Consider the following 13,670-nt stretch of genomic DNA (forward strand, 5'->3'; position numbering starts at 1 on the left):
GACATGGCTATTGGAATGTACAGATCTATCTCCTATTCTTTATTAGTCATATAGAAAGTCAGTTCTGATGCATCTGTCCATTTTTCCAAATGCTTCAAGGAGCTATTTTGCGGTATGAGAAGCTAAGCATACTTTTCTTAAAGAAAACTATACCAATTTTATACTTGACAAACCAAAAAACAGTGTGTATACTATCTTTGTTGAAGTTATTTAACTTCAAGTAAACTATACCAATTTTTAATAAGAAGGGCTGGTTTCTAAAATATAGGAAATCAGAAGTAATGTTATGTGTGGAATTGTCGGAGTTGTCGGAAATCGCAATGCAACTGATATCTTGATGCAGGGCTTGGAAAAGCTGGAATACCGTGGTTATGACTCGGCTGGAATTTTTGTAACAACAGGGAAAACTTCTAGTCTGGTCAAGTCAGTCGGTCGTATCGCTGACCTACATGCTAAAATTGGCATCGATGTTGCTGGGACTACTGGTATCGGACATACTCGTTGGGCTACTCATGGAAAACCTAGTGAAAACAATGCCCATCCTCATACTTCACAGACAGGCCGTTTTGTCTTGGTTCACAACGGTGTGATTGAGAACTACCTTGATATCAAGAATACTTACTTAGCTGATCATGACTTCAAGGGTCAGACAGATACGGAGATTGTTGTGCACCTGATTGGCAAATTTGCTGAAGAAGAAGGCTTATCTGTTTTAGAAGCCTTTAAAAAAGCTCTCCACATTATCCGTGGTTCTTATGCCTTTGCTTTGGTAGATTCAGAAGATGCAGATGTTATCTATGTTGCTAAAAATAAATCTCCACTTCTAGTCGGATTGGGTGATGGCTACAATATGGTCTGTTCAGATGCCATGGCCATGATTCGCGAGACAAATCAGTTTATGGAAATTCATGATCAAGAGCTAGTTATTGTCCGTAAAGATAGCGTGGAAGTACAGGATTATGACGGGCATACTCTGGAGCGTGAAAGCTATACAGCTGAGCTAGATCTGTCCGATATCGGTAAGGGAACTTATCCATACTATATGCTCAAAGAAATCGATGAGCAGCCAACTGTGATGCGTAAGCTAATCAACACATACTCTGATGAGAATCAACAGATGGTTGTGGATCCTGAGATTGTTAAAACGGTTCAGGAAGCTGATCGAATTTATATCATTGCAGCTGGAACTTCTTATAATGCAGGTTATGCTTCTAAAACGATGCTAGAAGAATTAACTGATACACCTGTAGAGTTAGGAATTGCCTCTGAATGGGGATATGCTATGCCACTTTTGAGTAAAAAACCTTTGTTTATTTTGCTCAGTCAATCTGGTGAAACTGCTGATAGTCGTCAAGTTTTAGTTAAGGCTAATGAAATGGGAATTCCAAGCTTGACTGTGACTAATGTTCCAGGCTCTACTCTTTCTCGTGAAGCAACTTATACTATGTTATTGCACGCTGGTCCAGAAATTGCCGTAGCTTCAACGAAAGCTTATACAGGACAAGTAGCGACTCTAGCATTTCTTGCTAAAGCAGTTGGGGAAGCCAATGGTAATGAAAAAGCAAAAAATTTCGATTTAGTGCGTGAACTTTCAATTGTAGCTCAGTCTATTGAGTCGACTCTTTCTGAAAAAGAGTTAATTGAAGAAAAGGTTCGTGGACTCTTGGAAACGACACGTAATGCTTTCTATATCGGGCGCGGTCAAGACTATTATGTAGTTATGGAAGCTAGCCTCAAGCTTAAGGAAATTTCTTATATTCAATGTGAAGGTTTTGCGGCTGGAGAGCTCAAACATGGAACCATCTCTTTAATAGAAGATGGTACACCTGTTATTGCGTTGATTTCTGACAATCCAACCGTTGCTTCTCATACTCGTGGTAATGTTTCTGAAGTAGTAGCACGTGGTGCTAATGTTCTGACTATTGTGGAAGAAGGAATAGAAAAAGAAGGGGATGATATTATTGTCAACAAAGTTCATCCATATCTATCTAGTATTTCTATGGTTATTCCTACTCAATTGATTGCTTACTACGCTTCACTTCACCGTGGACTAGATGTAGATAAGCCGCGCAATTTGGCTAAGGCCGTTACAGTTGAATAATAAATAGATGAACAATAGGCGTAAGACTAGGAGGGTTATCTCTTAGATTTTACAGCCTATTTTTTATAACTCATAATTTGAATTTTTGATGCGATTTTCAGTACATTTTATATTGTTATATGGCAAAATAAAGAGAATTTTGTGACAAAAGTTGATTTTTTGGCACAAAATCTGTGACAAAGCTTTAGTTTTAAGCGTTTTCATTTTTGTATATACTAGAATTAAAGAAAAGGAGGAAAATCCTAATGGAAGAAAAAGTATCTTTGAAAGTTAGAGTTCAAAAACTGGGAACATCACTTTCAAACATGGTTATGCCCAATATTGGGGCTTTTATTGCTTGGGGAGTGTTAACTGCCCTCTTTATTCCTGATGGTTATCTACCAAATGAGCAGTTGGCTGCTATTGTTAGTCCTATGTTGACTTATCTACTGCCGACTCTAATTGGTTACACGGGCGGTTATGTAATTCATGGACAACGTGGTGCCGTCGTAGGGGCTATTGCTACTGTTGGTGCGATCACAGGTTCTAGTGTTCCTATGTTTATCGGAGCTATGGTAATGGGGCCACTGGGAGGCTGGGCTATCAAGAAATTTGATGAGAAGTTCCAAGAAAAAATTCGTCCCGGCTTTGAAATGTTAGTTAATAACTTTTCAGCTGGTCTAGTTGGTTTTGCATTACTACTTTTGGCTTTCTACGCAATCGGTCCAGTGGTATCGACTCTTACTGGAGCTGTTGGAAATGGTGTTGAGGCTATTGTCAATGCTAAACTTCTACCTTTGGCAAACATTATCATCGAACCAGCAAAGGTACTTTTCCTTAACAATGCTCTTAATCATGGAATCTTTACACCTCTAGGAGCTGAGCAAGTATCTCAAGCTGGTAAATCTGTTCTCTTCCTCTTAGAGGCTAATCCTGGACCAGGTCTGGGTATTCTCTTGGCTTACGCCTTGTTTGGTAAAGGTTCTGCGAAATCTTCTTCTTGGGGAGCAATGGTCATCCATTTCTTCGGTGGTATCCATGAAATATACTTCCCTTATGTTATGATGAAGCCTGTTCTTTTCCTAGCTGCGATTGCTGGAGGTGTGTCAGGTACCTTTACATTCCAATTTTTAGATGCTGGTCTTAAATCTCCAGCTTCTCCAGGATCTATCATCGCGATTATGGCTATGGCTCCAAAAGGTATGTGGCCTCATCTTAATGTCCTGCTTGGGGTATTAGTGGGAGCAATTGTCTCTTTCCTTGTAGCAGCTCTTATCCTACGTGCAGATAAGTCGACTGATGATTCGTTAGAAGCTGCTCAAGCTGCTACTCAAGCTGCAAAGGCTAAATCTAAGGGGCAAGTAGTTCCAGTTGCTGTAGATACAAACATTTCAAGAGATTCAGTAGAGAAAATTATTTTTGCTTGTGATGCTGGCATGGGAAGCTCTGCGATGGGAGCTAGTATTCTCCGTGATAAGGTTAAAAAAGCAGGTCTGGGAATTCCAGTATCTAATCAGGCCATCTCAAACTTGGTTGATACACCAAAAACATTAATTGTTACTCAGGAAGAACTGACACCAAGAGCTAAAGGCAAGAGTCCAAGTGCTATTCATGTTTCTGTTGATAATTTCTTAGCGTCCCCTCGTTATGATGAAATTGTAGCTTCATTAACAGGAGCTTCTCCAATAGCAGAAATTGAAGGAGATATACCAACTTCAGCTCCAGTAGATAGTCAGGAAATTGACCTTAACCATATTGATGCTGTAGTAGTTGCTTATGGTAAAGCACAGGGATCTGCAACTATGGGCTGTGAAACGATTAGGGCTATCTTTAGAAACAAGAATATACGTATTCCAGTTTCTACTGCTAAAATTTCAGAATTAGGTGAATTTAATTCTAAAAACATAATGATTGTAACAACTATTGCTTTACAGGCAGAAGTGCAACAAGCAGCACCGAATTCTCAATTTCTTATTGTAGATAGTTTAGTAACAACACCAGAATATGATAAAATGGTTGCTAGAATGTATAAATAGAACTAGAGGTTTCTAAATTACGAATGCTATTAACCAAACGAGAAGAACAATTATTGAAGGCTTTCCTACATGTAGGGAAGCTTTCAATGCAAGACATGACTGAAATCTTACAGGTCTCATCTAGAACAATTTATCGGACTTTATCAGATTTGACAGATAGCATAGAGCACTATGGGATTGAAATAACGAAGCATGGGAAATACTATATTTTGACTGGCGAACTGGACGATCTACCAACAGAACTTGAAGTGTTAGTTGAGTATAGTCCCCAAGAAAGACAAGAGTTGATTACCTATCGCCTTCTGACTGAGAATGGTTATGTCACTAATGAAGTCTTGCAAGAGTGCACGAAAGTCAGTAATGTAACTATTATTCAGGATATTTCAGATATTGATAAGCGTCTTTTAGACTTTGATCTGAAAATTGAACGGCAAAAGGGTTATCGGATTTCTGGTGATTCAGTTAGTAAGAGAAGATTTTTGGCTATTTTACTGACAAACTGTATCTCAGTGGCAGATTTTTCAACCGGAAATTTTGGAAGTTTTGATATTTTAGAAGCAGATAGAACTCGGCTGGCCAGTCAGATTGTTAATAAGCAACTGTCAGGTTTTCCAGATATGGATGCTAGGATGAAGATGTTTTTTGCAATCTTGTTATCTCTTATAGGTCAGGAGCAAAACATTGAAAATTTACCTAATACTAGTAAGCAAGCTTTGGAGATTTCTCAAAAAATTTTTCAAGCTTACTCTAAGCAGACTGAGCAATTTTATAGTATTCAGGAAATTATCTATTTTGCGAGTATCTTGGATGAATTAATCATTAAACGTCAGGAAAATCCGCTCTTTACTGAGAAATTTGATGGTGAATTTTTCTACAATATTTCAAATCTGATTGATACGGTTTCCATGTACACCAAGATTGACTTTTTTAAGGACAAGGTTTTATTCAATTTTCTTTTCCATCATATTCGGCTCAGTTTAGGCGTCCCTATTCTTTTTCAGGGTGAAAATTTACCAGAATCTGTCCAGCTTTTAGTTGAAAGGAATAAATTTCTTTATACAGTCATCAGTCTTTTGGTGAATGATATTTTTCCGAAATACCTTCATACAGAGTATGAGTATGGCATGATTGCCCTACATTTTATCTCTAGCTTAGGTCGTAGTCCAGAGATTTATCCAGTCCGTATTTTGCTTTTAACGGACGAACGTCGGGTCACTAGAGATTTATTATTCAGTAAAATTAAGAGTGTTGCTCCTTTCGTAGAGTGGATAGATATTCAGTCTCTAGCAGACTATCACAGTATTGATCTCAGTCAGTATGATTATATTTTATCTACCAAGCCACTGGCTAATCAGGAAATTGATGTAATTTCTAGTTTTCCAACCGTCAAAGAATTGCTTGAACTGCAGGAACGGCTTCAGTATGTACAGGCACATCGTACGATTGTCGCGCGCGATGCTATAGCTCCAGAGAAAAATTATGACTTGCAGGACTATTTGATATCTAGCAGTCAGCTTTTGAGTCAATTTGAGCTGGTACAATTGGAGAATGAGCAATCATTTGAGCGCACGGTAGAACAAATCATCCAATATCAGAAGAATGTGAGTGACTATGATTATCTAACAAGAAAATTATTATCACACTTCCATAATAGTCCTATGGCGATTCCTAATACTGGTCTGGTACTTTTACATAGTCAGTCTAGCAAGGTAACAACAAATAGTTTTACTATGTTTGAACTCAAACTACCTATCTCCGCATTGTCAATGAAACGAGAGGAAGAAGAGGTCAAAAGGTGTCTGCTGATGCTTATGTCTAAGGAGGCTAGCGAGGAAGTGAGAGATTTAATGACAGCTATCAGTCAGTCGATTATTGAAAATCATCTTTATACAGAGATTTACAAGACGGGAAATCAATCCATTATTTATCAGATGCTAAATACTATTTTTAACGAAAAAATTAAGAAATTGGAGAACTAACATGAAACTTGAAAAACATTTGATTAAGCTTAATAAACAATTTTCTAACAAGGAGGAAGCTATCCGTTATTGTGGGCAAGTTCTTTATGAGGGTGGATATGTTAATGAAGACTATATTGAAGCCATGATTGAGCGTGATAAAGAGCTATCTGTTTATATGGGTAACTTTATCGCCATACCACATGGAACAGATGCAGCAAAAAAGGATGTCCTCAAGTCTGGTATTACAGTCGTTCAAGTCCCTAGAGGGATTGACTTTGGGAATGAATCTAACCCTCAAGTGGCAACAGTTCTTTTTGGTATTGCTGGTATTGGTAATGAACACTTAGAAATTATTCAGAAAATTTCTATCTTCTGTGCAGATGTAGATAATGTTCTTAAATTAGCAGATGCTCAGTCAGAAGAGGAAGTATTGCGCTTACTTGATGATGTTGAATAATCGAATTTCTTCATTTATCATCTAGTATATATGTCCCTCAAACAAGAAAAGGAGAAATTCAATGAAACATGCTGTTCATTTTGGTGCCGGTAATATCGGTCGAGGTTTTATAGGTGAAATTCTATTCAAAAATGGTTTTCATATTGATTTTGTGGATGTCAATAATCAGATAATTCATGCTCTAAATGAAAAGAGCAAGTATGAAATTGAAATTGCTCAGGAAGGACAGCCCCGCATAGAGATAGCTCATGTGGCTGGCATTAATAGTAAGGAACATCCTGAGCAAGTTATTGAAGCGATTCAAAAGGCGGATATCATTACTACTGCAATCGGACCTAATATACTCCCTTTTATCGCTGAACTTCTAGCTAAGGGAATCGAAGCTCGACGGTCTGCAGGAAATACGCAAGCATTGGATGTTATGGCCTGTGAAAATATGATTGGCGGATCTCAATTTCTCTATCAAGAAGTCAAGAAATATTTAAGTCCGGAAGGTTTGATATTTGCTGAGAACTATATAGGTTTTCCAAATGCTGCAGTAGACAGGATTGTTCCAGCACAAAGTCACGAAGATCCTCTTTTTGTTGTGGTCGAGCCCTTTAATGAATGGGTCGTGGAAACCAAGCGTCTTAAAAATCCAGATTTACGTCTAGAAGATGTTCATTATGAAGAAGATTTGGAACCTTTTATTGAGCGAAAACTTTTTTCAGTCAATTCTGGCCATGCAACTTCAGCTTACATTGGTGCTCATTATGGTGCCAAGACAATTTTGGAAGCTCTCCAGAATCCTGATATCAAGTCTCAGATTGAAGCCGTTTTAGCTGAAATTCGCAGTCTCTTGATTGCCAAATGGAATTTTGATAAAAAAGAGTTGGAAAATTATCACAAAGTCATTATAGAACGTTTCGAAAATCCTTTCATAGTGGATGAGGTTAGCCGGGTAGCTCGTACTCCAATACGCAAATTAGGATACAATGAACGCTTTATTCGACCGATTCGTGAGCTGAAAGAACGCAAACTGTCCTATTATAACCTACTTAAAACAGTTGGTTATGTCTTTGACTATCGCGATGTAAATGATGAAGAAAGTGTTAAATTAGAACAACTTTTAAGCAATGAGCCAATCAGAGATGTTGTCGTTCAGATTACAGGCTTAAATGATCTGGAACTGATAAATCAGATTGTCGCTCTTATCAAAAAGTAAATCAGATTCGAAGTCTCTTCTACTTGCTTAATTGATAGGTAGCAATAAATTAGATAAAATCTTGCGCAACAGGCTGTGCCTATAAAAATTACCTATCTCATCCATAGAAAATATATATGGTACTTATCTAAAAAGGGTACAAAAAATAAGGTTATTCAGCAGAGTCTGAAAAGCCTTGAGAAAGCTAGCTTAGTCTAGCTTTTTTATTTTGCTTTGATAAATATTTTTAATCAGGCTGATAGGGAAAATATATTTCCCAGGAGAAAGAGAGGATGGTAAGATATATTACAAATTCAAAGAAGGAGGAAGTAATGATCAGCAAGAAAGAATTAGTGCTGAGAGCTTTTCGGGGTGAAGAAGTTGACCGAGTGCCTGTTGGTTTTTGGTTTCACTTTGTAAGCCAAGAGGAAAAGATGCTGGGCCTGAACAATCCAGTGATTTTCAATAAAAGTGTTGAGGGGCATGCTGCTTATGTTCGAGCTGCACGGCCAGATTTTGTCAAGATTATGAGCGATGGCTTCTTTAAGTATCCTAGCGCGCTTTATTCGGATCATGTTGAGTCCATTCGGGACTTGGCAGCTATTCAGTCTATCGGTGAGCATCATCCTTGGATTGAGCAGCAGATTGAGATGGTGAAGGCTGTAAAAGCAAGCTATCCAGAGGACCTCGCTTCCTTCTACAATATCTTTGCGCCGGTCTCCTACCTCAAGCGCTGGTTCCGCAGGGAAGGGTCGCGAGGAGATAGAGAAATTGCAGATTTTCTGGCAGAGGATCCTGAGCTGACAGGACATGTTTTAGATGTTATTGCCGGTGATATTTCTATTTTGACTAGACGCATCATTGAGGAGACGGGCACTGATGGGATTTATCTCAGTACCCAGCAAGTCCAAGACGGTCGGGTAGATGAGGCCAGTTATCGTCGTTATATTGAGCCTAGTACAGTTAAGGTCCTGGAAGCGGCAAATGCGGCTGGCGGTCAGAATATTCTCCACATCTGCGGCTTTGAAGGAGCCAGCAATGATTTGGAACTGTTCAAAGACTATCCGGCTCAAGTCTTTAACTGGGCAACCCATCATGAGGGGGTCAGCTTAGCGAAAGGGCGCAAGCTCTTTGGCGGTCAGGCTGTCCTGGGCGGCTTTGAAAATGGCAGAGCAGCTCTTCTAAATACGGGCAGTCGTGCAGAATTAGAGAATGAGACCAAGCGGCTGCTGGCTGAAACTGGCAGTCAGGGAGTGATTCTAGGGGCTGACTGCACTGTACCAGATGATTTTGAAATAGAAAGACTGGACTGGATTCGTCAGGCGGCTAGTCAGTTCTGACGGACTTGCCAAAGTCCTAGAGAGCATTTTTCAACTCTTTCAAGGAGGAAGATAGATGAATCGGTATCAAAAAAGGCTTGCAGCTCTTGCTCTGATATTCTTGATAATAGGAGCATTTCTGAGCATCAGTCAGATTTATGCTCATCAGTCTTCAGACAAAAAAGAAGATGATTTACAGGTGCTCAAGAAACTGCCAGAGCAGTCAACTGGCTTGATGCAGCCCAATGATATCGCTGCTCTGCTCTTGTCGGATTAGAATTTTACTTAAAATGATGAATTAGTCCAATGAAAAAGCTAAAAAACAACTCATTGGCTAGATAGGAACAATAGAAAAAGGAGAGAAGATGACTTCAAAAAGAGAATTAGTACTGAAAGCTTTCAGAGGAGAGCCTGTTGACCGAGTGCCAGTTGGTTTCTGGCATCATTTTACCAGCGAAGAGGAGTGGCTGGCTGGTTTTGGAAATCAGGCCATTATTGATAAAAATCTGGCTGGCCATCAAGCTTTTCTGGCAGAAGTCGAGCCAGACTTTATCAAGCTGATGAGTGATGGTTATTTTGCCTATCCTAACGAGCGCTTGGAAAAAGTCCAATCTATCAAGGATTTAGCAGATATTGAGCCGCTAGGTGCTGACCACCCTTGGATTAGTGAGCAGGTGGAGCTGGTTCAGAAGATTAAGGCTGGCTTTACAGAGGACTTAGTCGCTATTTACAATATTTTTGCGCCAGTGACCTACTTCAAATGGTTGGTCGGTAAGGTTGCTGGTGGAGATGACATCATTGCAGATTTCTTGGCGGAGGATGCGGTGCTCACGAAGCGGGTACTGGATGTGATTGCTCAAGATATTGCAGCTCTGACGGAGCGAATTATCAAGGAAGCTGGTGCGGATGGAATCTACCTTAGCGTTCAGAGCATTCAGGATGCACGGGTGTCGCCTGAAGACTATAAGGCTTTTATTGCTCCGAGTGAATTGGCGGTGCTGGAAGCAGCCAACGCGGCTGGCGGAGTGAATATCCTGCACATTTGCGGTTACGAAGGCGCGCGAAATGATGTTCATCTTTTCACAGATTATCCAGCTCAGGTCATCAACTGGGCAGTGGGGCCAGAAGGTATCAGCCTAGCGGAGGGACGAAAATTATTTGGCGGTCGGACTGTCCTCGGTGGCTTTGAAAATGGCAAGGACGGCCTGCTCTACACGGGCAGTCAAGCGGCTATTCAAGATGAGACCAAGCGGCTGATAGCAGGAGCTGGCAAGGAAGCTTTGATTATCGGGGCTGACTGTACTATTCCAAGCGATATTGAAGCAGAGCGGATTCAGTGGGTTCGCCAAGCAGCAAGCTTAACATAAGAAGGAGACGAAAGAATGAGCAAGAAAAAATGGATTATTGGTGGAGCAGCAGTGATTGCTATTGTAGCTGCGACTTACTTGGGCCGGACTTTGACAGGTGCTTCATCTAGCAAGACGAGCAGCTCTGCATCAGGCAGCGGCAAGGTCACGACTTTGAAAGTGGCACATACACAGAACTATGTTCCTTATGACTTTGTGGATGAAAAGGGCGAGTCAGATGGCTATGAGGTTGCTGTTCTCAAGGCCATTGATGAAAAGCTGCCAGACTATCAGTTTGAATATACTGGTACTAGTGATGAGGATCTTTTAGTCGGTCTGGAATCTGGGAAATATGACATCGGAACCAAGGGAGCCTGGTACACCGAAGAGCGGGCGAAGAAGTTCATCATTCCAAAAAGCCCAATCGGCGCTAGCATTATCGGTTTCACTATTCGCAAGGAAGACGCTGAAAAATACAAGACCATTGATGACTTTGCCAAGGAAAAGGGCAAGCTGGTACCAATCTCTCCGCAGAATGCTCAATGGGCCGTTATCGAAGAGTATAACAAAAAGCATAGCGGAGCTCCTATTGATTTGACTGCAGCAGAGTCCTTCAAGGTGGCTGATGCTTATGCTTGGGTTCTGGAAGGACGCTACGATGCTTTCTTTGACATCAAGCTGTCATTTGAAAAAGCTGTGACGGACAAGGAAGGTTCTTACCACCAGTATGCGGATCAACTGACTTGGTTCCCTTACAAGGGGATTCCGACCTATCCACTGCTTCATAAAAACGAAAAAAATGAAGAATTTGCCAAGGCATATGAGAAGGCTATTAAGGAACTGGAAAAAGATGGAACCTTGGCCAAACTATCTGAAAAGTATTTCGGAGAAGATGTCTTCTCTTATGTGGACAAGGATTAGTTGCTGCTGTCTGCTGATTATGGAAAATCAAAAGGCTGACTGAGAAGCTGGCTGAAAATAGAGTTGGTGGCTTCTAAGCTGACCTTGCTGCTGTTTGAAGGAATTTTCAAAGAGGATAGCCAGGCGAGAGCAAGGCTATTCCAATCTGAAAGCGCCCGTCCAAGAGAAGCTTATTCTATCTAATCACTGTCGAAGGAGAAGAAACTTATGGTCTCGTATGACTTGTCCCGTGTCTTTGGCCTGCTGCCTAGTCTGCTGCAGGCTCTGCCGACCACTTTATGGATTATGTTTGTGACAGCTTTGATTGGCTCCTTGCTGGGTGGTCTGTTGGCTTGGGCTCAGATTGCTGAGGAGCAGTCTTTCGCTGGTCTGGCTAGAGGATATATATTTATCCTTAGATGTACACCGCCTATCGTCTTGCTTTTCTTGGTTTTTTATGGCATTCCAGAGTTCTTAGAATGGTGGCTGGGGCTGGATATCAATAATTGGTCGCGAACTGTGTTTGTCATCATCACCATGATTCTGCTCTTTGCGGCTATGATTGCGGAAGTCTTCAAGGCAGCTTATCTTGCTGTTCCCAAGGGGCAGACTGAGGCAGGTCTCAGTATTGGCTTGACACCGGTGCAGACTTTTCTGCGTATTGTCCTGCCACAGGCTTTTCGCATCGCCCTGCCTAATCTGACTACTGCCCTTCTTAATCTCATGCGGGATGCTGCGCTGGCTTATACGATTGGAGCTGTTGATGTCATGGGAGCGGGGCAAAATCTTATCAGCCGTAATCTGGGCAATTATTCCCTCGAAACCTATACAGCGGTGGCCTTGATTTACTGGGGAATTGCTCTAGTGGTTTCGCTGGCTTCCCAGCTTCTGGAAAAAAGTCTGACAGTCAAGGAGAGGTAAAGCATGGATTTGAATTATATTGTAAATACCTTTCTGGTAACGTTGAAAGGCATACCGGTAACCCTGATCATTATGGTGGTGGCTATTCTGCTCAGCTTTATTCCGGCTCTGCTTCTAGCTCTGGGACAGATTTATAAAGTTCGGGGTTTTCGGACCTTTTCAGTGGTTTATCTGGCCTTTATTCGGGCGACGCCGCCCATTTTGCTCATTCTCTTTTTCTATAGTCTTTTTCCTAGCTTACTGAATCAAATTTTTAAAAGTCTGGGCAGTCAGGTAGACGTCTTTAAGTTCAATCCGCTTTACTATGCTTTCATCATTTATAGCCTGATGACGACAGGCAGTTTATCGGAAATTCTGCGCTCTGCCATTTTGACGGTGGATAAAGGGCAGTTGGAGGCGGCTCAAGCGATTGGTTTAACGAATTTTCAAGCTTATCGGAGAATTGTTTTTCCTCAGGCATTGCGCTCAGCCCTGCCCAATCTGGCCAATCTGGTTATCAATCTAGTCAAGGGCACCTCGCTGGTATTTGTCATGACGGTCAAGGATATCACAGCCCTGGCTAAGATAGAAGCCTCCCATTCTTACCAGTATTCAGAGTCTTATCTGGTGATTTTTGTTATTTATCTCATTATTTGTGGCTTGATTCAGTGGATGTTTAGGGGCTTGGAAAAGCGCTACGCTCTTGCTTAGGAAGGAAAGATTATGTTAGAAGTAAAACATATCTCCAAACGATTTGGAGAGCACCAGGTGCTGGCAGATGTCAGTCTCAAGGTCAATCAAGGTGACGTTGTGGTTATTCTGGGCCCCTCAGGCTCTGGGAAAACAACATTTCTGCGCTGTCTGAATCACTTAGAAAAAGCGGATGGCGGCCAGTTGACTTTGTCTGGTAAGGACTATGATTTGGCTAAGCTCAGCAAAAAGGAGATTTTGGAAATTCGTAGAAAGACGGCCTTTGTCTTCCAGCATTATAATCTCTTTGCCAATAAAACAGCCCTTGAAAATATCTTAGAAGGCTTAGTGATAGCTCGTAAGATACCGAGGGAAGAAGCGCTTAAGATTGCGGAAGAGTCCTTGAATCGCGTGGGCCTCTTGGCCTACAAAGACTACTATCCTTCTCAGCTATCAGGCGGCCAGCAGCAGCGGATTGGGATTGCGCGTGCCATTGCTGTCAAGCCAGATGTCATCCTGCTGGATGAACCAACTTCGGCTCTAGATCCGGAATTGGTCGGAGAAGTTCTCAGTGTCATGAAACAGCTGGCTCAGGAGGGAGTGACCATGGTCGTTGTGACCCACGAGATGAGCTTTGCCCGTGATGTGGCCAACCATGTCATCCTTATGGACGGAGGTCACATCGTCGAAGAAAATCCTCCTCAGGAGTTCTTCTCTAGCCCGAAGGAAGAGCGGACCAAACAGTTTCTGTCCCGCATTCTATCGGATGCCAGCTATAGTGTAGAGTATATGATTTAA

General features: G+C 41.4%; 12 protein-coding genes. All 12 read left to right on the forward strand.

What is annotated here, in order from left to right; all coding sequences use genetic code 11:
* The first annotated feature begins 286 nt into the window (after positions 1-286).
* The 12 genes from glmS to J1C81_RS01440 all read left to right on the forward strand — a co-directional run bounded on the left by glmS (position 287) and on the right by J1C81_RS01440 (position 13,670).
* Positions 287-2,101 (forward strand): glutamine--fructose-6-phosphate transaminase (isomerizing), encoded by a 1,815-nt coding sequence (gene glmS / locus J1C81_RS01385; RefSeq protein ID WP_002916554.1) that lies wholly within the window; start codon positions 287-289, stop codon positions 2,099-2,101.
* Positions 2,102-2,346: 245 nt separating this feature from the next.
* Positions 2,347-4,116: a PTS mannitol-specific transporter subunit IIBC gene (locus tag J1C81_RS01390; RefSeq protein WP_002916553.1), complete on the forward strand. Its 1,770-nt coding sequence runs from the start codon at positions 2,347-2,349 to the stop codon at positions 4,114-4,116.
* 23 nt (positions 4,117-4,139) lie between these two features.
* The gene (locus tag J1C81_RS01395) at positions 4,140-6,095 is read left to right on the forward strand and encodes a BglG family transcription antiterminator (protein ID WP_002916552.1); all 1,956 of its coding nucleotides are present in this window, start codon (positions 4,140-4,142) and stop codon (positions 6,093-6,095) included.
* Between the two features lies 1 nt (position 6,096).
* Positions 6,097-6,534 carry a PTS sugar transporter subunit IIA gene (locus J1C81_RS01400; protein WP_002916551.1) on the forward strand — a complete coding sequence of 146 codons (438 nt, stop codon included), beginning with the start codon at positions 6,097-6,099 and terminating at the stop codon, positions 6,532-6,534.
* A gap of 61 nt (positions 6,535-6,595) precedes the next feature.
* Positions 6,596-7,738, forward strand: a complete 1,143-nt coding sequence (locus J1C81_RS01405) for a mannitol-1-phosphate 5-dehydrogenase (protein WP_002916550.1) — start codon at positions 6,596-6,598, stop codon at positions 7,736-7,738.
* Between the two features lie 272 nt (positions 7,739-8,010).
* Complete coding sequence (locus J1C81_RS01410) at positions 8,011-9,057, forward strand: uroporphyrinogen decarboxylase family protein (RefSeq protein WP_002905419.1); 1,047 nt, start codon at positions 8,011-8,013, stop codon at positions 9,055-9,057.
* A gap of 55 nt (positions 9,058-9,112) precedes the next feature.
* Positions 9,113-9,313, forward strand: a complete 201-nt coding sequence (locus J1C81_RS01415) for a hypothetical protein (protein ID WP_002905417.1) — start codon at positions 9,113-9,115, stop codon at positions 9,311-9,313.
* Between the two features lie 88 nt (positions 9,314-9,401).
* On the forward strand, positions 9,402-10,403 hold the full coding sequence (locus J1C81_RS01420; protein WP_002905416.1) for a uroporphyrinogen decarboxylase family protein: 1,002 nt from the start codon (positions 9,402-9,404) through the stop codon (positions 10,401-10,403).
* Positions 10,404-10,418: 15 nt separating this feature from the next.
* Positions 10,419-11,303, forward strand: a complete 885-nt coding sequence (locus J1C81_RS01425; RefSeq protein ID WP_002893848.1) for a transporter substrate-binding domain-containing protein — start codon at positions 10,419-10,421, stop codon at positions 11,301-11,303.
* A 207-nt stretch (positions 11,304-11,510) separates the two neighbouring features.
* The gene (locus J1C81_RS01430; protein ID WP_002916549.1) at positions 11,511-12,203 is read left to right on the forward strand and encodes an amino acid ABC transporter permease; all 693 of its coding nucleotides are present in this window, start codon (positions 11,511-11,513) and stop codon (positions 12,201-12,203) included.
* Positions 12,204-12,206: 3 nt separating this feature from the next.
* Positions 12,207-12,893, forward strand: a complete 687-nt coding sequence (locus J1C81_RS01435; protein ID WP_002916548.1) for an amino acid ABC transporter permease — start codon at positions 12,207-12,209, stop codon at positions 12,891-12,893.
* A 12-nt stretch (positions 12,894-12,905) separates the two neighbouring features.
* A complete protein-coding gene (locus J1C81_RS01440) occupies positions 12,906-13,670 on the forward strand; it encodes an amino acid ABC transporter ATP-binding protein (protein WP_002916547.1) in 765 nt (254 codons plus the stop codon).

It is taken from the genome of Streptococcus sanguinis, assembly GCF_050225395.1.
In the GTDB taxonomy this organism is placed as follows: domain Bacteria; phylum Bacillota; class Bacilli; order Lactobacillales; family Streptococcaceae; genus Streptococcus.

What these genes read in the sequence shown, in the direction of transcription:
- glmS (WP_002916554.1), top strand. Translation starts at nt 287, where the DNA reads ATGTGTGGAATTGTCGGAGTTGTCGGAAATCGCAATGCAACTGATATC.
- J1C81_RS01390 (WP_002916553.1), top strand. Translation starts at nt 2,347, where the DNA reads ATGGAAGAAAAAGTATCTTTGAAAGTTAGAGTTCAAAAACTGGGAACA.
- J1C81_RS01395 (WP_002916552.1), top strand. Translation starts at nt 4,140, where the DNA reads ATGCTATTAACCAAACGAGAAGAACAATTATTGAAGGCTTTCCTACAT.
- J1C81_RS01400 (WP_002916551.1), top strand. Translation starts at nt 6,097, where the DNA reads ATGAAACTTGAAAAACATTTGATTAAGCTTAATAAACAATTTTCTAAC.
- J1C81_RS01405 (WP_002916550.1), top strand. Translation starts at nt 6,596, where the DNA reads ATGAAACATGCTGTTCATTTTGGTGCCGGTAATATCGGTCGAGGTTTT.
- J1C81_RS01410 (WP_002905419.1), top strand. Translation starts at nt 8,011, where the DNA reads ATGGTAAGATATATTACAAATTCAAAGAAGGAGGAAGTAATGATCAGC.
- J1C81_RS01415 (WP_002905417.1), top strand. Translation starts at nt 9,113, where the DNA reads ATGAATCGGTATCAAAAAAGGCTTGCAGCTCTTGCTCTGATATTCTTG.
- J1C81_RS01420 (WP_002905416.1), top strand. Translation starts at nt 9,402, where the DNA reads ATGACTTCAAAAAGAGAATTAGTACTGAAAGCTTTCAGAGGAGAGCCT.
- J1C81_RS01425 (WP_002893848.1), top strand. Translation starts at nt 10,419, where the DNA reads ATGAGCAAGAAAAAATGGATTATTGGTGGAGCAGCAGTGATTGCTATT.
- J1C81_RS01430 (WP_002916549.1), top strand. Translation starts at nt 11,511, where the DNA reads ATGGTCTCGTATGACTTGTCCCGTGTCTTTGGCCTGCTGCCTAGTCTG.
- J1C81_RS01435 (WP_002916548.1), top strand. Translation starts at nt 12,207, where the DNA reads ATGGATTTGAATTATATTGTAAATACCTTTCTGGTAACGTTGAAAGGC.
- J1C81_RS01440 (WP_002916547.1), top strand. Translation starts at nt 12,906, where the DNA reads ATGTTAGAAGTAAAACATATCTCCAAACGATTTGGAGAGCACCAGGTG.